At 35.8% G+C, this 24,930-nt stretch carries 21 protein-coding genes; 4 read left to right on the top strand and 17 right to left on the bottom strand.

Going from position 1 to position 24,930, the window contains the following annotated elements; all coding sequences use genetic code 11:
* Positions 1-136: 136 nt before the first annotated feature.
* The 4 genes from ACJJVT_RS03005 to ACJJVT_RS02990 all read left to right on the top strand — a co-directional run bounded on the left by ACJJVT_RS03005 (position 137) and on the right by ACJJVT_RS02990 (position 4,856).
* Complete coding sequence (locus ACJJVT_RS03005) at positions 137-3,358, top strand: efflux RND transporter permease subunit (protein ID WP_405396359.1); 3,222 nt, start codon at positions 137-139, stop codon at positions 3,356-3,358.
* 59 nt (positions 3,359-3,417) lie between these two features.
* Positions 3,418-3,603 (top strand): DUF2892 domain-containing protein, encoded by a 186-nt coding sequence (locus ACJJVT_RS03000; protein WP_405396358.1) that lies wholly within the window; start codon positions 3,418-3,420, stop codon positions 3,601-3,603.
* A 277-nt stretch (positions 3,604-3,880) separates the two neighbouring features.
* Positions 3,881-4,441: a YeeE/YedE family protein gene (locus ACJJVT_RS02995; protein WP_405396355.1), complete on the top strand. Its 561-nt coding sequence runs from the start codon at positions 3,881-3,883 to the stop codon at positions 4,439-4,441.
* A 1-nt stretch (position 4,442) separates the two neighbouring features.
* The gene (locus ACJJVT_RS02990; RefSeq protein ID WP_405396352.1) at positions 4,443-4,856 is read left to right on the top strand and encodes a DUF6691 family protein; all 414 of its coding nucleotides are present in this window, start codon (positions 4,443-4,445) and stop codon (positions 4,854-4,856) included.
* A gap of 14 nt (positions 4,857-4,870) precedes the next feature.
* On the opposite strand, the gene ACJJVT_RS02985 is transcribed toward ACJJVT_RS02990, so the two are convergent.
* The 17 genes from ACJJVT_RS02985 to ACJJVT_RS02905 all read right to left on the bottom strand — a co-directional run bounded on the left by ACJJVT_RS02985 (position 4,871) and on the right by ACJJVT_RS02905 (position 24,857).
* Positions 4,871-6,622 carry a hypothetical protein gene (locus tag ACJJVT_RS02985; protein WP_405396351.1) on the bottom strand — a complete coding sequence of 584 codons (1,752 nt, stop codon included), beginning with the start codon at positions 6,620-6,622 and terminating at the stop codon, positions 4,871-4,873.
* The gene (locus ACJJVT_RS02980; protein WP_405396350.1) at positions 6,615-8,849 is read right to left on the bottom strand and encodes a tryptophan-rich sensory protein; all 2,235 of its coding nucleotides are present in this window, start codon (positions 8,847-8,849) and stop codon (positions 6,615-6,617) included. Before ACJJVT_RS02980 ends, ACJJVT_RS02985 begins: the two co-directional genes overlap by 8 nt.
* Positions 8,849-10,141 carry a BatA domain-containing protein gene (locus tag ACJJVT_RS02975; protein ID WP_405396349.1) on the bottom strand — a complete coding sequence of 431 codons (1,293 nt, stop codon included), beginning with the start codon at positions 10,139-10,141 and terminating at the stop codon, positions 8,849-8,851. Before ACJJVT_RS02975 ends, ACJJVT_RS02980 begins: the two co-directional genes overlap by 1 nt.
* Before the next feature lies 1 nt (position 10,142).
* Complete coding sequence (locus ACJJVT_RS02970; RefSeq protein WP_405396348.1) at positions 10,143-11,042, bottom strand: DUF58 domain-containing protein; 900 nt, start codon at positions 11,040-11,042, stop codon at positions 10,143-10,145.
* Between the two features lie 22 nt (positions 11,043-11,064).
* Complete coding sequence (locus ACJJVT_RS02965) at positions 11,065-12,069, bottom strand: AAA family ATPase (protein WP_405396346.1); 1,005 nt, start codon at positions 12,067-12,069, stop codon at positions 11,065-11,067.
* A 12-nt stretch (positions 12,070-12,081) separates the two neighbouring features.
* Complete coding sequence (locus ACJJVT_RS02960) at positions 12,082-12,702, bottom strand: DUF4159 domain-containing protein (protein WP_405396345.1); 621 nt, start codon at positions 12,700-12,702, stop codon at positions 12,082-12,084.
* Positions 12,703-12,796: 94 nt separating this feature from the next.
* Complete coding sequence (locus ACJJVT_RS02955; protein WP_405396342.1) at positions 12,797-14,113, bottom strand: TldD/PmbA family protein; 1,317 nt, start codon at positions 14,111-14,113, stop codon at positions 12,797-12,799.
* 24 nt (positions 14,114-14,137) lie between these two features.
* On the bottom strand, positions 14,138-15,778 hold the full coding sequence (locus ACJJVT_RS02950) for a TldD/PmbA family protein (RefSeq protein ID WP_405396339.1): 1,641 nt from the start codon (positions 15,776-15,778) through the stop codon (positions 14,138-14,140).
* A gap of 315 nt (positions 15,779-16,093) precedes the next feature.
* Complete coding sequence (locus ACJJVT_RS02945; protein ID WP_405396338.1) at positions 16,094-16,513, bottom strand: hypothetical protein; 420 nt, start codon at positions 16,511-16,513, stop codon at positions 16,094-16,096.
* Positions 16,514-16,608: 95 nt separating this feature from the next.
* Positions 16,609-17,262 carry a hypothetical protein gene (locus ACJJVT_RS02940; protein WP_405396336.1) on the bottom strand — a complete coding sequence of 218 codons (654 nt, stop codon included), beginning with the start codon at positions 17,260-17,262 and terminating at the stop codon, positions 16,609-16,611.
* 31 nt (positions 17,263-17,293) lie between these two features.
* Positions 17,294-17,875 carry a nucleoside monophosphate kinase gene (locus ACJJVT_RS02935; protein WP_405396333.1) on the bottom strand — a complete coding sequence of 194 codons (582 nt, stop codon included), beginning with the start codon at positions 17,873-17,875 and terminating at the stop codon, positions 17,294-17,296.
* Complete coding sequence (locus ACJJVT_RS02930) at positions 17,872-18,444, bottom strand: hypothetical protein (protein WP_405396331.1); 573 nt, start codon at positions 18,442-18,444, stop codon at positions 17,872-17,874. Before ACJJVT_RS02930 ends, ACJJVT_RS02935 begins: the two co-directional genes overlap by 4 nt.
* A 63-nt stretch (positions 18,445-18,507) precedes the next feature.
* Positions 18,508-19,257: a LytR/AlgR family response regulator transcription factor gene (locus tag ACJJVT_RS02925; protein ID WP_405396329.1), complete on the bottom strand. Its 750-nt coding sequence runs from the start codon at positions 19,255-19,257 to the stop codon at positions 18,508-18,510.
* 6 nt (positions 19,258-19,263) lie between these two features.
* Positions 19,264-22,245 carry a two-component regulator propeller domain-containing protein gene (locus ACJJVT_RS02920; RefSeq protein WP_405396327.1) on the bottom strand — a complete coding sequence of 994 codons (2,982 nt, stop codon included), beginning with the start codon at positions 22,243-22,245 and terminating at the stop codon, positions 19,264-19,266.
* Between the two features lie 92 nt (positions 22,246-22,337).
* The gene (locus ACJJVT_RS02915; RefSeq protein ID WP_405396325.1) at positions 22,338-23,369 is read right to left on the bottom strand and encodes a hypothetical protein; all 1,032 of its coding nucleotides are present in this window, start codon (positions 23,367-23,369) and stop codon (positions 22,338-22,340) included.
* Between the two features lie 9 nt (positions 23,370-23,378).
* Entirely contained in the window at positions 23,379-24,272 is an 894-nt protein-coding gene (locus ACJJVT_RS02910) for an SH3 domain-containing protein (RefSeq protein ID WP_405396324.1), read from the bottom strand.
* A 21-nt stretch (positions 24,273-24,293) separates the two neighbouring features.
* Entirely contained in the window at positions 24,294-24,857 is a 564-nt protein-coding gene (locus tag ACJJVT_RS02905; RefSeq protein WP_405396322.1) for a hypothetical protein, read from the bottom strand.
* Between the last annotated feature and the right edge of the window lie 73 nt (positions 24,858-24,930).

Below are 24,930 nucleotides of genomic sequence, written 5' to 3'. Positions count from 1 at the left end.
TCTGGGTTAGGGACCTGCCTGACGGCAGGCAAGTTACAGCGGATACCCCACAGGCATTTTTATGCCGAGGAGTAAGAGCGAAAAGCCCGACCACCTGTCTTTTACAGGTGGGAACACACAAATAAAAAAAGAAATAATGAAGGAAGGCTTAGCTGGTAAAATTGCCAAATTATTTATAGGCAGTAAGTTAACGGTACTTTTAATGATCGTATTCATGGTCATTGGAGTGTACAGTTCGTTTTTGATTCCAAGGGAAGAAGAACCACAAATAGATGTGCCTATGGCAGACATTTTTGTAGGTTACCCTGGTGCGAGTCCCGAAGAAGTAGAATCGCGGGTAATCAAACCTTTAGAGAAATTAATTTCTAACATCAAAGGTGTAGAGTATGTGTATTCAACATCTATGAAAGAACAAGGTATGGTCATCGTTCAGTTTTATGTGGGCGAAGATATAGAGCGTTCTTTTGTAAAACTATACAACGAAATTAATAAGCATATGGATATTATGCCGCAAGGCGTAACCTTTCCGTTGGTAAAAACCCGTGCTATTGATGATGTACCTATGCTGGGACTTACCCTATGGAGCGAAAACTATAATGGGTATCAGTTAAGCCAAATGGCTCAAGAACTAGAAGGTGAAATCAAGAAAGTAAATGATGTTGCTATAACTCATAAAATAGGAAATCAAGACCGTCAATTACGCGTGGTTTTAGATAAAGACAAACTAGCCGCTAGCGGATTGGATTTCTTATCTGTTTCTGAAATGATAAAGGCAAATAATGCTCAATTGAGTTCTGGTAGTTTTGATAAAAATGATACGGAGTTCTTAGTGAATACAGGTAATTTTTTGGCATCGGTTACTGATGTTGAAAATCTTGTAGTTGGTGTTCAACAAAATCAACCTATTTATTTAAAGCAAATTGCCAGCATTATCGACGGACCAGAAATTCCTCAAAGCTATGTTTCATTAGGTTTTGGTCAGGCAAGCGATAAGGTCTCAGATTACAAATCTGAATACCCTGCCGTTACTATATCGGTAGCAAAAAGAAAAGGTGCAGATGCAATGAAAATTGCCGACATCGTTATTGATAAAGTTGAACATTTACGTACTACGTTAATTCCGGATGATGTTCATGTAGAAATCACCAGAAATTATGGTGAAACGGCATCCCACAAAGTGTCTGAACTTTTATTACACTTAATAGGTTCCATAATTGCGGTAACTTTAGTTGTGATGCTGGCTATGGGCTGGCGTGGTGGCTTGGTAGTATTCTTGTCGGTGCCTATTACGTTTGCCTTAACATTGTTAAGCTATTATATGCTTGACTATACATTGAACAGAATTACATTATTTGCTCTAGTTTTTGTGACAGGTATTGTGGTAGATGATTCCATTATTATAGCCGAGAATATGCACCGGCATTTTAAAATGAAGCGCCTACCCTTTAAACAGGCAGCCCTCTATGCAATTAACGAAGTTGGTAACCCAACTATCTTGGCAACATTTACTGTAATTGCCTCTGTACTACCAATGGCATTCGTATCTGGATTAATGGGTCCATATATGGCACCTATGCCAATAGGAGCTTCTATTGCCATGATTTTATCACTTTTTGTAGCATTGACAATAACACCTTATTTAGGGTATATTTTCTTGAGAGAAAAGGATAAAAAAGGTGAAGTAGAAAAGGTAGAGAAACCTTTAGAAGATACATTTATCTTCAAAATTTATAATAAATATGAACGCCCACTTATTGAAAGCAAAAGCAAACGTTGGTTGTTTTTAGGTTTGACTTTTTTAATGCTAATGGGATCAATGGTACTATTCTTTACCAAATCTGTAGCTGTTAAAATGTTACCTTTTGATAACAAAAACGAGTTTCAAGTGGTTATTGATATGCCAGAGGGTACTACCCTTGAACGTACAGGTGTAGTTGCTCAAGAAATTGCTCAATATCTATCTACTAGACCAGAGGTCGTAAATTACCAAAACTATGTAGGTACCTCTGCCCCTATTACCTTTAACGGATTGGTACGTCATTATGATTTACGTGGTGGTAGCAATATGGCAGATATTCAAGTAAACCTTATTGATAAAGACGAACGTTCTGCCCAAAGTCATGATATTGCGAGTTTACTGAGGCCGGATATCCAAAAAATAGCCGCTAAATACAATGCCAATGTTAAGTTGGTTGAGGTTCCGCCAGGCCCCCCTGTACTTTCTACCATTGTCGCAGAAGTATACGGACCTGATTATGAGGAACAGATTAGAATTGCGAATAGTGTACAAGATATCTTGAAAAACACTGATGATGTTGTTGATATCGATTGGCTTGTGGAAGCTGACCAAACGGAATATAAATTTGAAATTAACAAAGAGAAAGCAATGCTTTATAGCGTGGCGCCACAACAAATTGCCTATACTATGAACATGGCTTTATCTAATAGAGCAATCACAAATTTATATGATGAGAATGCAATAGACCAAGTTGGTTTGGTACTGGCTTTAGATGAAAAAGAAAAATCTACTATTACAGATATTTCACAACTGAAAATTACCTCTAAACAGGGTAACATGGTGCCTATTGCCGATTTAGTAGATATTAAAGAAACTATAAGCGCAAAGAGCATTTACCGTAAGAACCAAAAACGTGTGGTATATGTAATGGCAGATATGGCCGGAGAATTGGAGAGTCCCGCATACGCAATATTAGGTATGGAAGAAAAGCTTAAAGAAATTGCGCTACCAAAAGGATATCAAATTACCGAAATGTACTTAGGTCAACCTGAGTTTGAAGATGACTATACCGTTAAATGGGATGGCGAATGGCAAATTACGCTTGAAGTATTTCGTGATTTAGGTATTGCCTTTATGGGAGCTATCATCTTAATTTATATTTTAATTGTAGGATGGTTTCAAAACTTTAAAGCACCTATAGTAATGATGGTTGCAATACCATTATCTCTAATCGGAATCATTTTAGGTCACTGGATCATGGGAGCATTTTTTACCGCTACTTCTTTTATTGGTATGATTGCCCTTGCAGGTATTATGGTACGAAATTCGGTACTACTTATAGATTTCATTAACCTCCGTTTAGCCGAAGGTGTGCCCTTAAAGCAAGCTGCTATTGAAGCTGGTGCGGTAAGAACAACCCCTATTTTATTAACTGCCGGCACCGTTGTAATTGGCGCTTTCGTAATCTTATTCGATCCTATTTTTCAAGGTCTGGCTATCTCTTTAATGGGCGGTACTATTGTATCTACAGTTCTTACATTATTGGTGGTACCATTGGTGTATTATATGATTGAAAAGAAAAACTATCCAGAAACGGATAACCAAGAAATTAATAAATAAAAAAATAGGATTCAACAGCGCAACTTTTGTACTGTTGATTCTTCTAAAAATAGAACAACATGTTAAATACATATTTTAGAGTTATAGTAGGTACAATGGTTTTATTAAGTGTTGTATTAGCTGTTTACGTTGATATAAACTGGTTATGGTTTACAGTATTTATAGGTGTAAATATTATACAGTCGGCTTTTACAAAATGGTGCTTATTAGAGACTATTCTTAAAAAAATCGGGATTAAAAATTAATAGTAGTATTATTTCACGTGCTGTAAAATGTGATTCGTACTTTGTTAAAGTTGCAATGCACGTATTATTTTAAAAAAAATAATACGCAAGTGAACATCTTCTCATAACATACCATATTTCAGAATTTTACACTGACTAAACCTTATATCGCACTAAGGTTTCTTTTCAAAAAATAGTAATTCATTTTAGTTAATGTCATTCTTATGTAACCTTAGTTACATAAGAATGATTTTCTTTGCGCTTTCTTTAGCGGTTTTGAACTTGAATTAAATTGAGAATGAATTTACTATATGATCCATGGCCGTGGTATGTGACCGGACCTTTAATTGCCTTAACTATGTTTATCTTATTGTACATAGGCAAGCAATTTGGAATGTCATCTAACCTTAGAACTATGTGTTCCATTGGCGGCGCAGGCAAATACTCCGATTTCTTTAAGTTCGATTGGAGAGCTCAACGATGGAATTTAATTGTTGTGATCGGTGCTATTATTGGCGGCTTTATCGCTTCTCAATTTATGTCCAATAACAAGGTTATTATAAACCCTGATATTGCGCAACAACTTTCAACTGATTACGGAATTGAAAGTGCCGGTGAAGCATATTTACCAACTGAACTTTTTGCAACAGAAAACCTTAGCGACCCCTTTGTTTTGGCTGTTTTGATTATTGGAGGATTCTTAGTTGGCTTTGGTGCTCGTTATGCTGGTGGTTGTACCAGTGGGCATGCCATATCTGGATTAAGTAATTTACAGTTGCCTTCCCTAATTGCCGTTATCGGTTTCTTTATTGGTGGTCTAGTCATGATTCACTTGTTATTCCCTCTAATATTCAGTTAATATGAAATATATAAGTTATTTGACCATAGGTATCTTTTTCGGTATCATCATGTATAAATCTGAAGCCGCATCGTGGTTTCGTATTTATGAAATGTTTCAATTCGGATCTTTCCACATGTATGGTATCATAGGCTCTGCCCTTGTTATTGGAGTAATCGGTGTGCAAATCATCAAAAAATATAAAATCAAGGCGATTGGTGGCAATGAGATGAATTTACACCCTAAGACCAAAAGTATTGCCCGTTATTTAATTGGTGGTATTATTTTCGGATTGGGATGGGCGTTGGCAGGTGCTTGCCCAGGACCAATGTATGTACTTATAGGTGCTGGCTACTACTCTATTCTGGTTGTTATTGGCGGAGCTCTTTTAGGTACTTTCGTTTATGGATTGGTAAAAAATAAATTACCTCATTAAATTAATAAAGTTGTTTAGCTTTCTGCAGATAGTTTTGGCGAAAGCCATAACCAGCCTACCCCTAACAAAAAGAGGAAATAAAATACTAGTAGAGAAACAGGACGATCCACAACAACCGTCCTGTTTTTTAGAGTTTCTTTTCCTAATTGATTTTTATTTGCCGCTATGTTCGCGGTGCTTTTTAAAGCTTTCCAATCTTTATGTTCAAAAACATAGTATAAAAAGTTCGTACTATAATTTTTAACTTGCATTGAATTCCAACCTGTTTTCTTCGGATAAACAGTACCTGAATAGTGACTAGGTAGCAATGCATTTTGAACAAGCGATATCGAAATACTATCTTCATTTATAATACCGAACTCCTCTAAATTTGTTCGAATCTCAAAATGAAAAGGCTCGTCTTTTCTAGGTAATTTCGTATTGGATTGCCATGAAACTGCCTGCCCTTTCTTCTTTGCAATCTTATCTAAAATGGTGGTCCAAATACCATGGTATACTTCACTTTTACCATTCAACAAAAGCTGATAACTATTTAATAATGTGGTAATTGCAATTTTACCATTTCCTATTTGTCTATACGCTGCCAAGTCTGATACTCCGCCTAAATGAATTGGCTCCACTAATAATTGCTCATTAAACTGATACGGGTACTTATCTGTTTCTGCAGCATAAACTGGTAATTTCACAGTGATAATCCTATCACGTTTAAATTTAAAATAAGCATCGTTGCTGCGGCTATTAAAAAGAAAATCACTTGGTTGAATAAATAGTCCTAAACCTTGTTCTTCAATACTTGATTCAAACCTTTTTCTAATCGTATCTCCAAATCCCGTATACGTTTCTGCATCAACAATTACAATATCTAAATTTTTAAGGGTCTCTTTGGTAAACTGATATATAGGTCGCGTAGGCGTATTGAAATATTCAAACTTGTATTTCCCTTTTGTCAACTGACTTCTAACAATAACTTCATGACCAGATTCAGCCAAGAAATTCTTTAAGTATTTGGTCTCAAACGTGGGAAAGGTATTTAAAATCAAAACCCGTAACGGTTCTTTTCTCATCACCTCTATAGATAGCGGATTCGTTTCTAAAACAACGCCTGCGCTATCTTTAACAGCTAATTGATATATATAAGCTCCAGCTACTTTTGGACGCATCTTCAGGTTAAAATCTGCATTCTTATCTTCAGTAATCTGAATAGAGTCTAACCCGTTATTCCTTGAATCTTGTAGTACTAAAAATGACTTTTCAATTGGTTGAGAATAACTGCCAGAAACCATTAATTCTTCACCTAATACAAGCTCTTCCGTATAGTTCAGTTGTGTTACTCCTGTTGGAGCAGCATTAGGAATGTAGGTTGTTGGTATACTATCGAACAAATAAAAATCATACGGTTCTATGCCATCACCTAGTACAATAACATTGGTAAGTGAATCGAGCTCTTTACGAATCGATTTTTTAGGATTATAATCTAAAACCTTTATTCCCTCATAACGGTTTAAAAGACTGTCTTTTAATATCTCATTAAAATTATTGGTCAACACTACTGCCTGACTATCATTAATTTCTACCTCTTTTGTAGGCTCTAGAATTAACGCAACCAATGCCAAGACGGTTATTAAAGCAACAACAGTATTTACTACAAACCGACCACTATGCTTGGTCTTCCATTCTTTCCAAACATAGCTATTAAAAACTACTAATCCGCCAAGTAAGATGGGGATCATGAGCTCTTTTTGCAAAAATGAGAATCCATCAATCATACACTTCCAACTGTTTTAGAAATAGTGAATTGATTTCATCTGTATACTCTTTTTTAGCGCCTGGTATTTGTGGTGTTTTGGGTAAGGCTGCTAATAATCCTTTTTGCACGAATTTATAATTAGCCATTGTTCGCTCCGTATTATTTTCAATACCTTTTAAACCCTGTAACACTCGTAAATACTTACTTGGGTTAGCTATAGCCAATTGAGCCAATTCATTTCCTGCAGCTGCAAAAACGGCATTATCAGCCTCATTAAAAGTGCTTTCTTGCTGTATAAACTGTTCTAAGCGAGCAACTGTACTCTCAAGTGCTTCAAAAGGATTTTCCACCTCTTGAGATTCATTTTTTCTATAATTTTTAATATCCTTTATCTTACCGGTAAGTCTGCTGTCCTCCTTTATTGGTGGTGGATCAAAACCTATTCTGTGTACATAAATACGAGCACTATTTTTTATTTCTTGAATGTACTTTAAAGCTTCATATTGAAATGGCAATGACTTTTCTGGCTCGTTTAATCTTAGGTGTAATTCGGCATCCCACATAATGCTTAATGCCTTTCGCAATTTTGTTTTCAAAGATTCTTCAAACAGAGTAGACTCCTCTGGATCATCATGATTATGAAGATAGTCCTGCAATGGATCTTCAGGTTCTTCGGTATCATTATGATTGTGCTCCTGCTGTTTTACCAAGTTATGTTCGTTATCACCATCATGGTCATGCATGAATTCTTTTATTACATTTTCTTGATCTTCAGCATGATCATGGTCCTCACCTTCTTCATCGCTTTCGATCCCTTCTGGAGCTTCTTCCATTTCAGATTCATCGCCCATAAACTGACCATACTTTAAACGCAGTGCTTTTTGGTCAAACCCCAGTTCATTACTTCTCGACTTAAATTCGGTCATCGTAATGCTCGGTTTATCTTTTATCAACTTCTCGGTATCGATAATCAACTGTCGCTGACTTCTAAAATAATCGGGCATTTGATCTACGCCCAAGGTTCCTTCCACACCATATTGCTCACCAACCGTATCTTTAATTACAGCGAAGTAGGTTTCGCTACGCGACACATTTCGTTTAGGTCGTTTTTCGTCAAAGGCTTCAATATAAAAGTAAAGCTCATCGCCTACTTCCATTTTTAAGGTATTTAAATCCAGCGTTTTAGTTGCTCGTATAGATTTCACACCTTTTGTAATAGCTTGCTTAAAATTCAATTTTTCTTCCCTAAACTTGACCGATTCTCCCGATCCTTTACTTACGGTTGCTATGATATAGGCTTCGTCAATTCCGTAATCATCGGTAATTGCACTTTGCAGTTGTACCACCTTTTTATCAGAAAAATTAAAATACGTGTACTGCTCCAATCCTAAAATCTCTATTTCTGGCGGATTATCGGGTATTGCTTCCAACGAGAATAAATCTGATGTAAATTCAATACCGTCTTCATTCTTGAATTTGAAACTATAAAAACCCGATTCTAACAATACTTGCTTAATACGATACCCTTTTTCGCCTTTTTGTAATGAAATTAGTTCCCCCATGCGATCTAGGTAGACTTCTTGAACAAGATTGTCAAATTCCAACAGCCACTGAACCGTAGCACCAGCAATCGTCTTTATGTTTGGGTCACTTACAGCAATTGTACCTTTTCGGGTATAGGATGGGTAAGTAACACTAATATCTTGACTAGAAATTTTTGGAATGATGGACTTCTCACTAATACTATCTGTTGCTATAAACTGAATTTGTGTTTCGTTAGTAGCATTCCCTAAAACGCTTTCTACGCTTTTAAACAAGTCTAATTGTTGCACAACAATACCAAGCAAGACCAACCCTAGCGTAACCATTAGCGCCTGTTTTAATTTATTAGGCGGATGAATAGCACCTAACCTTTTGCTAAGCTCTTCTGATACTTTATAGCGTTGTAGCTTGGCAAGATTTGACAATGAATCTTCTGGCTGCAACAATAGTCCTGTACTAAACGATGCTTCATCTACATGTGCATCCACATAAGTGCCTGTGGTAGCTAAATTATGTTTCCAAGGCTTCTGTATAAAAAGCACTGCGACTACCGCAACTACAAAGCTTAAAACGCCAAGCCATAGATTTTTAGAAACTAAATAGAAAAGAACGGCAATGCCAATAGCATACAAGGCAGCTTCTGCGTATGACAAGATTTGCCAACGCTTATGAAATTTTATCAAGTGTAGTTTACCTGATTCCATTACTGTTTTCGTTTATATGCTACAAAGCGTTCTACAATCAATAATACTAGCAGAACAATCCACAAATACGGATTCAGATTCCATCTGGCTTGGTGGGTTTTAGATTCTTTATTATCAATGAAATTTGTTTTTAAATCTGCTTCGGTAACTGTACGAATATCAGCATTAGATTGAAGTTCACGTAGCTCTTCATCGACATCTAAAATGCTTAATAAGCTTTCTGTTAATCGCCCAGTTAATGCATTTTCTGTCGTAATTTTTTCTGTTATATAAAAGGTGTCATCATCTTCTCCTTTTATTATCAGCGTATTAGAAATGGAATCATTTTTAAATACAAGTGTCTTTCTGGCTGAAACCGGAGCAGGCTTAGTACTCAACCAAATCATTAAATCCGCTTCTTTATTCTCCAATAATTCGCTATCTAAAAAACTTTCGACTTTTATTTCTCTATTTAAGTAAGTCGATAAAGCTGCCAATGCTGCTTCAATATACCTTTTATCAGTACTTAGACTATCTGTATGCACCAGTGTTACTTCTAATGCATTTTGTTGAATTAAAGGAATTTTTACTGAACTTGAACTTGAAACCTGTAAACTATCACCATTTGATGTTAGTTGGTATGCATCTCCTATTTCAATAGTCTTCTTTGTTATTTTTGAAATTAACGGACTGTTTTTGGCTGTAAATAAGGTGACATTTCTCTCTGTCTGATATCCTAGCAAAGGCTTCTCAAGATTTTGAGCCGAATCCAAAACTATCCAATTGATATCATGATTGGTTTCTGGTCTAGCTCCTTTCAGTCCTTTTGCATATCCGTGGGTAAAAACAATAATACTATCTGTTTGCAAAGCATTCATTTCTGAAGCTAACGACCAGTAATCTGCACTTCTAAAATCTTGTGAATTGGCATATTCAATATCGTTTTCAGGCAAGCCTGATTGTAACAATCTTATTTCTTGATCTGCCTGTAAATCAGTAAAACGAGCCATGAAATTTTCATTCCGGGCTAAATCAGGTTCAATAATATAGGTCAGTTTGCTGTTGTTCACATTTGATTTCCATTGCGGTTTTGCCATGACCAAAGTTATGAGCGAAATAATTGCCATACGAAGTAGCAACAACCACCATTCGTTTAATTGTACACTGCTAGATTGTCTTGATTTTGATTCTGATAGCAGTTGAACACTACCAATTTTTATAGTTTTCGCCTCTTTCTTACTCCATAAATGGATTGCTATCGGAACCAAAAGTCCCAATAAAGCCCATAAATATAAAGATTGTGCGAATGACATATTAACCGAGTCTTTTACTTTGTTTTAAAAATAATTGTAATGCTTCACCCAAGTGTGCATCCATACGAAAGACATAGTGATCAATGCCGTTTGAAAGTAATTCGTCCTTAACTTTTTTCAATCTACTTTCTAGAGCAGCCAAATATTCTGTTTTAGCTTTTTCGGTATCTACTTTTACTCGCGCCCCTGTTTCCCAATCTTCGAAAGTGATGTTTGGACCGTAATTAAAATCCATTTCAGCCGATCCCATCACCTGTAGTACCACAACTTCATTTCTGGCAGATTTTAATCCTTTGATAAACTTTGAAATCTCCTCGCTGGTTTCATACATATCGGTTAGAAAGAAAATCAATTCTTTTCCTCCTCTATTCGGAATGCGCTTATTAGAAATATGGGTTTCTGGCCATTTACCAGAGTTAGAAAGATTAATTAATTCTAGCAGCAATCTGTTGTAATGCTTTTTATCTGCCTTGGGGTAAATACTGACCACATCATTTTCATTGAGTGCGAAAAGACCAACAGAATCTCCTTGCTTATGAGCCATATATGCTAGTGTAGCCACCAAGACTCGTACAAAATCAACCTTCGACAAGTCCTTTTCTTTATGCAGCATTGAAGCACTGGCATCGACAATAAACTTAATAGTCACCTGACTTTCTATCTCTGACTGTTTAATGTAATACCTGCCCGAACGTGCCAACATTTTCCAGTCTAGCAATCGTAAATCGTCACCAGGTTCGTAACCTCTGTACTGACTAAACTCCATACCAGGACCCACACTGGCACTTCTATTTAAACCGGACGTAAAGCCCTCGACCACAATACGTGATATCAAGGAAAGTCCCTCAACCGTATTGATGACCTCTGGTTTTAATAAATCGTGATAGTCCTGTTTTGCCATGTACTCGGTAATGGAGCGTTGTTTATTTGCCTTTTATTTCAATAGCATTTAATAAATGTGATGCTACTTTATCTGAAGTGATGCCTTCTGCCTCTGCCCTAAAATTAACCAACACCCTATGACGAAGCACTGGCAACGCCACACTTTTAATATCGTCTAGCGTAACCGCTAACCGACCTTCTAACAATGCATTAGCCTTTGCCGTTAAGATCATTGCTTGACCTGCACGCGGACCTGCACCCCAGTCTACCCAGTCTTTAACGTAAGCATCTTTTGTGGTTTCCGGTCTTGTAGCACGAATCATATCACTCACAAAACTGATTAAAGCATCGCTTATAGAAACTTCACGTACTAACTGTTGTAACCGTACGATATCATCACCAGAAATTACCTTGTTCAGCTTCTTTTTTATACCTCCCGTAGTTGCCTTTAAAATGGTTTCCTCATCTTTCTGAGTAGGATATCCAATTTTTATATATAGCAAAAAACGATCTTGCTGTGCTTCTGGCAAAACAAAGGTTCCCGATTGTTCTATAGGGTTTTGTGTTGCTAGAATGAAAAACGGTTTATCTAAAGGATATGTTTTATCGCCATAGGTAACTTCAAATTCTTGCATTGCTTCTAACAATGCCGCCTGAGTTTTTGGCGGTGTACGGTTTATTTCATCCGCTAGTATAATATTAGAAAATATAGGTCCTTTATTGAACTTAAAGAACTTTTTACCTGTGGTATGGTCTTCCTCCAATATCTCGGTTCCGATAATATCCGAAGGCATTAAATCGGGTGTAAACTGAATACGTTTAAACTTTAAATCGATGGCATTTGCCAAAGTTCTGATCATTAAGGTTTTTGCCAAACCGGGTACTCCTTCTAACAAAGCATGACCACCGGCTAAAAACGTAATCAATAATTGCGATACGGTTTCTTCTTGACCTATAATCACCTTTCCTATTTCTTGCTTTAAAGCATTCAATTTACCGGAAAGCATTTCCACCTCATCTGCAATACGTTGTAATTCTTTATCCATTCAAAAATGTGTTTATGAGGTTAGGGCGTACATGACGATGTTTACCCCAAACCGTGTATTGTCTATTTTATACCAACGTTTATTTCTAAAATCATAATCCCATTCGCAGCCATAATCTTTATTACTATACAGTACCCCTATTCTTCCATTGATGACAATTGCCTTTAAATAATCATGCACCAAATCATCTCCCCAACCGTTCAGCTCTTGTGATGTGGTTGGTGGTCCATCTTCAAAGTCAAAGAATATGGTATAGATTTCGTGGTCGTTGGGTATTTTTTTTAATGCGGACGGACCAAATATTTCCTCCATCTGCCTTTCAAAAGATTTAGCGAACAATCCGTCTATATCATGATTGCAATCATCTGCAAAAACGAAACCTCCGTTGCGTACATATTTCTCAAAATTATCTTGTTCCTTTTTAGTAAACTCTACCAATTTATGTCCTGAGATATAGCAAAACGGACTCTTAAAAATATCATCGCTCGCTAGTGTGATTATCTTTTCTTGGGTATCTACTTTCAACGTGGTATACTCCACCAATGAATTCAACAGATTCGAGGGCATGCGTTGGTCAACGTCCCAATCGCCAGACTCGTACTGTAATCTCGTAAAGAAAAATTCGTTGCTCAAGGGCAAGTAGTTTGAGTTTTTATTCAGTAGGAAAAAAGAAAACTGGCTGTTGTGATATGTCACAAACAACCAGCTTACCTAATCAAAATATCAATTATACTGCATCTGAAAGACTCGTAAACGTAAAGTCACGAACTTTCATATATGGTATTAAATTACCGTCGATACGCACTTGCTTACCAAGGGTTTCTAAGTTGTTCAGCATGATTATCGGACTCTCATTAAACCTGAAGTTTTTTACAGGGTATTTAATTTCTCCGTTTTCAATATAGAACGTTCCATCTCTTGTAAGTCCTGTATACAATAAGGTCTGTGGATCTACGCTACGGATGTACCATAAACGTGTAACCAGAATTCCTTTTTTAGTACTCTTAATTAACTCTTCTAAGCTTGCATCACCACCTGTCATAATTGCGTTGGACGGAAATGGAACAGGCTCAACACCTTTTTCCTTTGCCCAAAAACGGTCGTACGCCAAGTTTTTAACCACTCCGTTTTCAATCCAGCTTGTTTTCTTTAATGGCTGTCCTGCACCGTTCCAAGTTGATGTTGGTACTTCAGGATTCAACGGGTCTGAATAAATATTAACACGCTCGTCAACTATTTTCTCTCCTATCTTATTTTTACCATCAGCTGCGGACATGAAGCTTCTACCCTCATCAGCAGTACGTGCATTCAATGAACGAAACATATTACGCAACAAATCTGCCGAAGCAGCTGGTTCTAATATCACCGTGTATTTACCTGGCTCTATTGCCTTTGCTTCTCGAGAAAGCACTGCTTTGTCAATAGCAGTCTTTGCTGCCTCATCAGCATCAAACTTATCTACATCGTTGAAATCTCTTGATACCCAGCCAGAACCTGTACCATCATTGGTACGCATGGTTACTGTAAACTCTACATCTGTAGATTGGTTGTAAGCGAATAGTCCCTTTGAATTGATCATTGCGCTAAAGCCTGCAGAATCATTTAAAAATCCTGCTGCGGTAACATCTTTTGCATCCGCAGGAACAATACTACTGCTCGCTACTTCTGCTCTATATTCCGGAGTTACATTTGCTGTTGATTCGCTGTATGTTACCGATTCATCATACACCTGCGGACCTAATGGCTCCATAAACTCAGGGTTCTCTGGAGAAAGTTGTGCCAACTCTTCTGCCCTTCTCACCACCTTTTCTAACGATGCATCATCGAACTCATCAATAGTAGCCGTTCCAGATTTTTTACCAAAACTAGATTGTACAGCCAAACTTTGGTTTGAACTAAAACCTGATGTAGATACCGTATTTCTTGCGTACCTGATATTGCCGCTATTATAGCCGCTTAAATTTATCTCGCAGGTATCGGCTTTGGAAAAACTCAATGCTTTCTCCAATATTTTTCTTGCTTCTTCTTTTGTATAAATTGCCATTGTTGTCTTTTTTACGTGAAACAATTAAATGTTTCTACCAGTGTTAATTACGTTTACATCATTGAACCTGGCAGTAGAACTACCATGAGATACAGCGCTCACCTGAGAAGGCTGCCCTTTACCATCGAAGAATGTACCGAATAAACGGTAGTCATCTTTATCGCAAATCTTAACACATGAATTCCAAAACTCTTGGGTGTTCGATTGATATGCTACATCTTCTAACATGCCAACGATTTCTCCGTTCTTAATTTCGTAAAAAACAGTACCACCAAACTGGAAATTATAACGTTGCTGATCAATTGAGTACGATCCACGACCAGCTATATAAATTCCTTTTTCAACATCTTTAATCATTTCAGAAATAGAATACTTCTCTTTGCCCGGCTCTAAAGAAACATTAGGCATACGCTGAAACTGTACATCGTCCCAACTTTGTGCGTAGCAACAACCGTGAGATTCCTCTTCACCGATCATATGTGCTTGGTCACGTATCGCTTGAAAATTCGTCAATACTCCGTTACGTACCAAATCCCACTTCTTAGCTTTCACTCCTTCATCATCATATCCAACAGCGCCTAAAGAACCAACTTGGGTCTTATCTGCAACAAGGTTTACAATATCGCTACCGTATTTAAAATTGCCTGATTTTAATTTATCTAATGAGGCGAAACTAGTACCGGCGTAATTTGCTTCGTAGCCTAATACACGATCCAATTCTAATGGGTGACCCACAGATTCGTGAATGGTCAACCCAAGGTGATTCGGTTCTAATACCAAATCATATTTACCGGCATCAACAGATTTTGCCGTTAGTTTTTCTTTAGCTTGTTTCGCTGCCATAGTAGCATCTTCTACCATGTCATAACTGTTTCTGTATAAACGTAACCCTGCAGGACCTTCTAATTTTTCAGATTCCAATCCGTCTAAATATTCATAGCCCATACCTACGGGAGCACTCATATTCTCTCTGGTCTTGAAAGTACCCGCAGCCTTATCTACAGCCGTTACCCTTAAGGTTGGCCACAAGCGGTGAATATCTTGATCAATGTAAGAACCATCGGTCGATGCAAAGTACTTTTGCTCGTTCACCATGAATAAGGCAGAATTCACAAAGTTCGCTCCGTTATCCAAAGCGGCAGCGTTGGCACTTAATAAAAGGTCTACCTTTTCTGAAACAGGAACTTCTTTAAAATCTTTTTTGATCGGAGTTTTCCAAGAAACCTCTCCGTATGCATTTACGGGAGCTAACTTTACCGGTTCTTTCTGTATTTTAGAATTTGCCTTTGCAATAGCAACTGCTTGCTCTGTTGCTTTCTTAATTCCGTCTGCGGTTACACTATTTGTTGATGCAAAACCCCAAGTACCATTTGCGATTACACGAATACCAATACCAAAAGATTCGGTATTTACTACATTCTGTACTTTGTCTTCTCTTGTGAACACATATTGGTTTAAGTACCTACCTATTCTAGCATCAGCGTATGTAGCGCCTAAGGACTTTGCCGTATTTAGGGCGACATCTGCCATGTTCTTTTTAATCAAGGCATCCATACCAGGTTCTAGTAAAGCTTCCGTCGGGATGTCTTTTCCTAGCAATAATGACGGCATCATTAATGCTCCGGCACCCAACCCGGCGTACTGTACAAAATCTCTTCTTTTCATGTGTTCGTTTTAAATTGTTTCTTTATAATCGAATATGCAATCCCAAAGAATAACATATATAGTGAGTTCAATTCGTAATATTCTGGTTCTCTTAGTGTGATATGAAAACTAAAATACACCAGAAGATTAAAAGGTCATTTTAAACCTTCAAATTCTAGTCCTCTAAAAATAGACAGGGTTTTGTAACAATTATGTTAACCTTAACATAAAATATAACGGAAAGTGATGTTTTTGGGAATAATGGAAAAATAGCCCCTTGATTTTCTGTTCTTCGGAAGGGTTTGGTAGAAAATTGAAAATTGGGTGTAAGGATAATTATTTAACTAAACTGATTCGACAAGGAAAGCCGTACTGACCCGCAATCGGTTTATTATTACTGTCAACCAATGAAAAATCTGGTAACAATGGATTCAATAGATGTACAATTTGAGATTTTACTGTTATTTCATCAGTTTGAATTTCATAATTGGAAATTAAACCATCCTCATTAAAGTAAAATTTAAACCAAATTTTATATTCTATCTCTTTACTTTCTATTTTTTCCCAATCAAAGTATTTGAAAACATAGTCCGTAATTTTTTTCTTCGAACACAAATTATTATCCCAACTATTTGATAAATCTTTACAATCCTTGTAAATAAAGTATTTATCAATTTCTTTTGCGTATTTATTATCGACTTGACTAAAAATCAATTGAGAAATCAGTAATAAAGTAAATATAAAAATGCTTCTCATAGTGATTTAAATAATGGTTTGATATCACCCCACCTTTCAGTACATATTAAATAAAATATTAATAATCTCGAATCTACAGAATAACAATGCCTTTTTTATTCTTCAACTATAAATGTTACTTTCTTTTTTTTTGATGTATTATAAAAATCTTTCGATTTTAATTTATTCTTTTTGAAAGATAAATTTCGTTTGAAATTTGATTCAAAATGATATATCGTATTAATATCAATACCTGTGATTTTTATAAAATTCAATTCTGAAATTTCAGTCAATTCTATAGATATGAGTGAACCTTGAAGAGAAGTCTGTACTATCGGATTTTCTATATCTTTAAATTTACTTTTTGGAATTTTCACTAATCCGTTATCTAAATCTCCATAAAAATACTCTTCGTTGTATTTAATATGTACAAATGCAAAATCTTGTGTATCAATAATTTGAACAATCAAAGTGTCAGTTTTATTTACGCGATCATAAATTTTGGTGATTTGATTTTCACTTTTGATTGCCTTTTCAGAATCTCCGAAATGTAAGAATAATCTATTTCTTTTAATTTCATAATTTCCTTCGCCATACCAAAGTTGTCCGTCATCAGTGTTATACTTATGCTCAAAAGTTTTTGATTCTGGATTTAAAAAATACCTGTTACTAAACATCGAAGAATTTTCCTGAGAGAAAACCAAAGTATCTTGCGAAAATAGTTGCATAAAAATCAATACAAAAATCGAAAACAGAAACTGTTTTTTCATAATTAAGGATAAAATTCTGGATGGGTACATGTTAAATACGTTTTTTTATTCGCTTATTTATGTATTCAGAATTAAAAAGAGATAAATAATCCAATTCAATCTCCATCCATTCCACCGATGTAGCAACACTTTTAATGATATTAATATTTTCTCTTCTTTTTTGAAACATGGTTATCCATTCTTCCGCTAACTTATTACCGAATTTATCTAGGTACTTTTTATTGATTGGAAACTCGAAATGATGTTTCATAAATTCCAAGTAATCACTATGCCTAAAGTACCAAATCTTGTTTAAGACTATTTTTTCTTTAACAATTATTCTTTGTAATTCATGAAACTGTTCAACGACGTTAGGATAAAATATCAATAATAAATTTTCATTAGATTCTCTTAGATTTTTGTTTATTAACTTTTCAATGAGCTTATTGTTAAGTAGTTCTCCATTACTTATAATTTTCAGAATTTCGTTGCCTATTTCACTTTTATCCTGAGACTCTTTTCTAATAATGTTTCGAATATTAAATATTTGTAGGTTCTTAGTTTCAGAAATAATTTTGGAAATATCATTTTTTGAAAAACCCCAATCCACAAAGAGTATATCTATCTCTCTCATTTTTTCAGTTCGTTTTTTACCCAGCTAAGTAATAGATGTATTATACCCACAATCAAAATGAATACTACTACTTTACCAGTTGTTCCAGCTAATACTTGACCAAAATTTAGTCCTGAACTCCAACTACTAGGTAAATAGTCTCGATGTAATGAAGTTGCTATAACAACCATCCTTTCAAATGAAACCAAAAACATTAGGCTTAGAAGTAATCTATAAAATAAATTATTGGTTATTTTTTTATACCACAACAACTGACTTAAAAACACCCAGAATAGTGGCTGTAGCCAAATTCCAAATGAGTATTTACCAGTTAATCTTTGAGTAAAAGCTATTTTGTCCATCTCGCTTTCTATTTCTACATAAGAAATAAAAAGTCTAATAAACCATAATACACCGAAAACTATACCTGAAAATATGACCAAATTAATTGCCGTTCTATCGAAGTTATTCAAGAATTCTTTATGCTTAGAAAAATATCGGACCAAAAAGAATACTATCGTATAGAATCCGAATGCAATGATTATATCAACTCTTAGTATTTCGGAAATAAAATGAAGTGTTTCTACCAATTCCAAAAGTTTATATAAATGTGTTCAATATTTGAAGTAAAATCTATGTATCCAACTGTCCCCCTACCTATGCATCTTATCTAAAATCTCAATAATCTCGGTTTTCTTACGGACAGAAACCGGAACATTCTCTCCATTCTTAAGCATTAAATAACCGCCATCGGTTTTTATATAGGCACTGATGCATTGCAAGTTGACCAAGTGGCTTTGGTGTACGCGTACAAAATCGTGACTGCTCAATAAATCGGCAAAGTACTTTAAAGTCTTTGTTACGAAAATTTTGCGTTTATCCTGAAGATGAAAAATGGTGTTGTTACTATCGGATTCACACCGAATAATGTCATCTAAGCTGACGATGATAATTTGATCTAGCGTATGTAATGAAATCTTGTTCGGCTTTTTCTCTGGCGCTGCAATCGTTTCCTTCAAAATTTGCAAACGTTCTTTATTTGGCTGTAATTGCTCTTTTGCACGTGAAATCGCCAAACTTAAATCTTCATTCGAATATGGTTTTAATACGTAGTCAATTGCAGCAAATTTGAAAGCGCGTATCGCAAATTCATCACTTGCAGTTACGAATATGATTTTAGACTTCAGGTCTGGGAAAATCTCTAAAATATCAAATCCCGTACCATCACCCAACATAATATCCAAGAACAGAATATCGGGCTGATTCTTACGCAATACCTTGGCGGCTTCCACTACACTCTGTGCCGTGGCGATAATTTCAATATCTGGATGCCGGGTCTCAATATCCTTCTTTAAAAGGGTCATGGCATCAATCATGTCTTCTACTATTATAGCTGTATGCATAGGTCTTTAATAATCTGTTAGTAAAGGTATTTTAAAGGTAATCTTGGTACCATCAATACTACCGTCTTCATTTTTGATTTCACTAATATGCAGGGTATTTGTACCCGCAATTGATTCTAGCCTTTCTTTGGTCACCGTCAATGCCATAGATTGATGGTCTGTTTTTGGCTTTTCGCTTTGCGATTTAAAAATTCCTAATCCGTTATCAATAATACTACATTGTAAATGTGTCTCGCTAGTACTAAAACCTATCTCAAGTTTGCCCGGTTTATCGCCTTTCAATATACCGTGCCTAATTGCATTTTCTACAAAGGGCTGAATTAACATTGGCGGAATCAATATCTCTTCGGCATCAGGGTTGGTTTGAACATCAATGATATACTCAAAAGGTTTCTGTGCCATTAATTGCTCTACTTCTACATAATGTCGCAATGCATTTATTTCTTGGTCTAAACTTATATGTTCTTTTCTAGAATTCTGTAGTGTTTCCCTCAATAATACGGCGAAGCTGTTGATAGTGGCATCCATCTTTTCTGGCTTGTTGCCTGCCATTGCTTTTACTCCATTCAACACATTGAATATAAAATGCGGATTCATCTGTAATTGCAATGCTTTCTGTTCTAAAGTAAGCAGGTAATTCTGAGTTTTCAAATGCTCTTGAGCTGCTTTGTTTTTTGCTTTAATCTTACGGATATAAAACAATCCAATACCCAATAACACCAATATCGCCAATGCTAAAACCGACCATTGAAACCAATCTTTTTTATATAGCGGACTATCAATGAAGAAGCTGAATTTGATAGGGTCACTTTCTTGCCATCTATAATTTCTAGATTGCGCCGAAAAGGTATGTGCACCATATGCGAGTCCGGCAAAATTCTGTTTGTTTTCTTTCACCCACGGGCTCCACTCTGTATCATCTAATTTTGTTCTGTATTCTATTTCATTTGGGTGATCCACATCTACCGTTCTAAATGAAAAACCTAGTTGTGTCTGCTCTGGAGTTAGTTGCAGTACCTTGTTACTATTCGTCCAGTCTTTTAAAACTAGTGAATCTATATTTTTATAACGCTCCTCTACCCCCGTAAAATATACCGTTGGTGGTAACGATGCTTTCTTACTTTCACTTGGTATATGTTTTGTTAGCCCATAAATGGCACCAAACCACAGGTTACCTTGTTCATCTTTATCTACCGCATTTAAACAGGTTTCTATACCTAGAAATCCGTCATTTCTACCAAAGTGATATACGTCTGAAATCTCATTTGCTTTGTTCAATTCTATTTTATCGACTCCCCTTTCTGAGCCTGCCCACAGATACCCTTGATCATCAAAAATGAGCTGATAGATATTATTTGAAGATAAATTCTTGCTTCCTTTTAATTGTTGAAAATTTACGGGATTGGTACTATTTGCATACCAAATACCTTTACCAGAAGTACCTAAGTAGATAGTTTCTTCATGGAAAAAAATTGTACCAATAGCTGTTTGCTGCTCCAAACCAGTTTCAATACTCGTCACCTTATTATTTTCTATATAGCCCAAATGACCATTTTGCGTGGAGTACCACAGCTTACCATCTGGTGCTTTTACCATGCCTTTTATCAGCATGTCGGTAATTCCATTTCGTTTCGAAAAGGTTTTTCTAACCACCAAACTGTCATTGTCAGAATAGTAATTGAATTTCACAATACCATATGCATACGTAGCTGCCCATATATAATCATCTTCGGCAATTACAGTTCGCACCCAATCTGACGGAAAGCCTTTGCTTTCATCAATGATATGATTAGTAGTTCTTTCAACGGAAACGGTATCTATCTGTATTAAAAAGGTTTCGCTTGAAGAAAACACTAAACTGTCTACCATTTTAGTTTCTCGAAATAAAAGCCCTCTATTGTCTGATCCTACCCAAATATTGCCTTTTGAATCGCTATCGATTGTCTTGATTTTGACATCGAAAAATGTACCCTTACTTGGTAATGCGTGAATTCCCGAGGAATCTATTTTTGCTAAACCAGCTTCTGATGTGGAAAACCATAATCCGTCTGCAGCATTATGTACCGCATAAACCCGATTTCCCTTAAGACCTGATCTTTGATTATAGTGCTTAAAGTTATTCTGAAAGTACTTGTAAAATCCTCCACCAGATGTAGCAATCCATAAATTGCCATTGTCATCTTTTACTACTTTTCTAATATGCGGAGTTGCTAAACCACTAGCTGTATTCAATTGCTTGACCTCAGCAAAGGTATTCGTCTCTACAATTGCTATACCCTCATTGTCAGTAGCTATCCATAGCTCATCTGTATTTTGAATTGACATGGAGTTTATACGTGATGGTTCTGGCATTAGAAACTGATCATCAGTATTTTCTACGTCAATTATAAAAACACCATCATCAAATGTAGCCGCAAGAATTTTGTTTTGATGTGCAATAACGGACTTAAAATTATTGACTTCTAATTTTGCTTTTTCTGTTGCTGAATCTCTTAATTCATTCAGTTTCCATAAGCCGTTATTAGTTGCTAACCAATAATAATTTCCATCAAAAAATATGGAATTAATTTCGCTAGAATCTATTTCAGGATTAATAGTAACCTTACTTAATTCTTTATTTTTAGAATAGCTATAGAGACCTTTTTTAGTACCCACATACAGCACATTTTCAGCAGTGTAGAATTGAAGAATTTGTGGGGAATTAAAATTTACAAAGTTGTTCTTTACTTTTATAGAAAGTCCTTTTCTGGTTCCCACAAAAAGAGAGTCATTTGCGGTATATAAGGCATCAATATAATTAGAGAGTAAACCGTCACTTTCATTCCATACTTCAAAGGTTTCGCCATCAAAATTTGCCAATCCGCCACCTTGGGTTCCTAACCATAGATAACCCATTTCATCTTGTACAATATCATAGACTTGAGACTGTGGTAAACCATCTGCTATGGTATATGCTCGTAACTGGCTATTTTGCGCAGCTACATACATTGTTCCTAAAAAACAAAATACCGATAAGACGTATGTTCTAAGCAGATTCAAATATGTGTTCTATTTTAAGTAATTATCTAACGTTGTTATGCCTATAATATTTGATATAATAAAGGGTCTTGTATGTTTGTGTTTTGATACTCACTAGCATCATTAGCCTGCAAAATAGGTGCCAATACGCAGAGTACGGTTGTTTTTCCTTTTATTATTAATTTATTTCCTTGTACCCTACTTCTCCAACGGAATTTTTCTATCGGAATGTTCAATTTAAATAGTACCTCAGCCATTTCTGGAGATTCTGAAATCCAATCCATAATTGCCTCTTTGTCTTCTAAAGTAGGAATATCGGTAACAGCATCAAAAGTAAACTCCCAATCTATCGGAATATTAAACTTGAAACTATAGGCTTTACCAAATGAAGACTCTTGCCTTGTTTTTAACGCATTAAACCAATCGATAGCTACATCAGGATATGCTTGTTTAAACTCCTTTGCAAGATGCGCAGGTCCTTTAGATTCTGCTGTTGGATAATATCCGTAATAGGGCTTTGCCAAATAGTGATCTGCATATTTACCACCGAATACATTAAAATATGAGGATGCCACTACTTGCTCTGCTTTAAATGTATTTTTCAATTCTTGAAGTAAGGGTTGATTTTCACCCAATCCGCACGAATGAAAAATAATTTTAGAACCACTGGCAGTGTTATCACACATCGTTTCTATACTATACTCTTGTACTGCATTTTGCAATGTGCTTACGGTAATTCGCTCTCCTGTTTTTGTAGTCTTTAGAGACATGCCCAACCAGGCATTACTATGACTTACAATATGTATTTCTTTAAAACGCACTTGGTTCTCCCCTGCACTATTTAAATAACTTAAAATCTCATCAATAGCATATAAACTATCTACAATTGGCATTCCTTGCTTTTCAAAATATTGCTTGGCATTGCCATAATAGGTGTTATCACCTTCATCAAAACCAGCAATAAAAATAATAGCTTCTTGTACTATTTCTTTTTTGGTAGGTGAAGCAAGTGCCGCTCCCGACTGTTGCGAAAACGGCTTCTTACTACCTAGCATTAGCACATAAACCAATACTATAATTAAACACTTATTCATAGCTATTTTTTAAAAGTCTATACTAACTACAGCATCATCTTTGATCTCGCGAACTTCTTCTTTTTTAGTCAACTTAGACCCGTTCCACACATACGAAGTAGTAATGAATTCTACGTTGTTTTGTGCCAAGGCATCATCTAAAGTTTTGATGTTTTTTGTAATGGTCGTTTTCAACAAAATAGTACTCTTAACGCCTTGCATATCCGACGGAAAAACAAAAGACTCAGTCTTTAAATAATTGGTATCTGCGTAGTCTATTAAACTTGCCACTTTCTTGAATCTACCATTGTTCCAGAACAAGTAGCTCTTACCTACTTGGTAACCTGTATCTTTATCGGCTAAATCTACCGTGATAACATCTTCAACATTGAACAAACCTAAACTACCGTGGTTTTCAATATGAACCGGAATCGCCACAAGACTATCTAATACCATTTTATCTAATTGTTGTCCGTTTTTAAAAGCACGTAACTGGAATTTTGTTTCTGTAACTCCCGCTTCGTTTTTGGCACTACTTTCAAACCCATAAACAAACTTTACCTGGTTGTCTGCAATACTACCAAAAGATTTCTGAGCGATCATACCTCCCCAAACCCATCCGGTTTCATTGCCTGTTGTTACTCGGTACCAGTGGCTATTGATGCCATCTATCTCCTTAGAGTACATGCTTTTTTCCCACAATACCATTTTAGTTCCGATATCGAGAAGTGTTACTTTTTTACTTCTAACAGATGGCTTTTCACGAAGAAATACTTTGTGAGCCAATAAATACTCATACGTTAATTCTTCGGCAGGAATATCTTTATCCATCACTTCAAATTCTACTTGTTCTACACTTTGGGCGAACATGTTTACAAATGCAAATAAGCATAGGAATAAGGCACTTTTCTTTAAATTTTTCATAATTCTAAATTTTAAGGGTTATTAATAATTAATTGCTGTTATAGCGTCTTCAGTATCAAAATCATCGTCGTTCCAGGCAATGCTTCTAAGTACTTTAATATCTTTAATTGTAGCTGTTTCTGTGTATTCTAATGCTGCTCTTAATATGGTTCCTTCTTTACCAAATAATTGGTTAGGAAAAATGTAGTGTATGTCTGAAATAGGTTCGTAGGCATACTCATTTTTAATACTTGGCAGCGCGATAAAGTCATTGTCATTACTTACCAAATAATAGAACTCTTCTGTGCTTGAACAGCAGGCGTTATACGCTAGTGTTACTTTTAAAATTTCATTGATATCTTCTAAATCCGGATTGCTTAAAACCGAGATGCGTATTTCATCTAGTAAACCGAAATCGGCAATGGACAATGTCGCCACATGTCTTTCTGGATTTTGTGATGCTACTACATCTACCAACCAAGTGTCTTCGTCTTCTTGACCACTACTTCTTTGGTTCGAGATATCATAGGTATCGGTTAATTCGAACTGCTGCGCATTGGTGATATAAATGCTGAATAAAAAGGCGAATAGGATTAATTTTTTCATAATATTTATTTTAGTTGTTTTCTTTCTACACTACTAAATTACAGCAGAGACAGGGCTTTTAAGGAGGTCTTCT

Source organism: Maribacter sp. Asnod2-G09 (assembly GCF_045063795.1).
In the GTDB taxonomy this organism is placed as follows: Bacteria; Bacteroidota; Bacteroidia; order Flavobacteriales; family Flavobacteriaceae; genus Maribacter.
The sequence above is the reverse complement of the archived record's forward strand: the minus strand, read 5'-3'. Positions and strand labels throughout refer to the sequence as shown.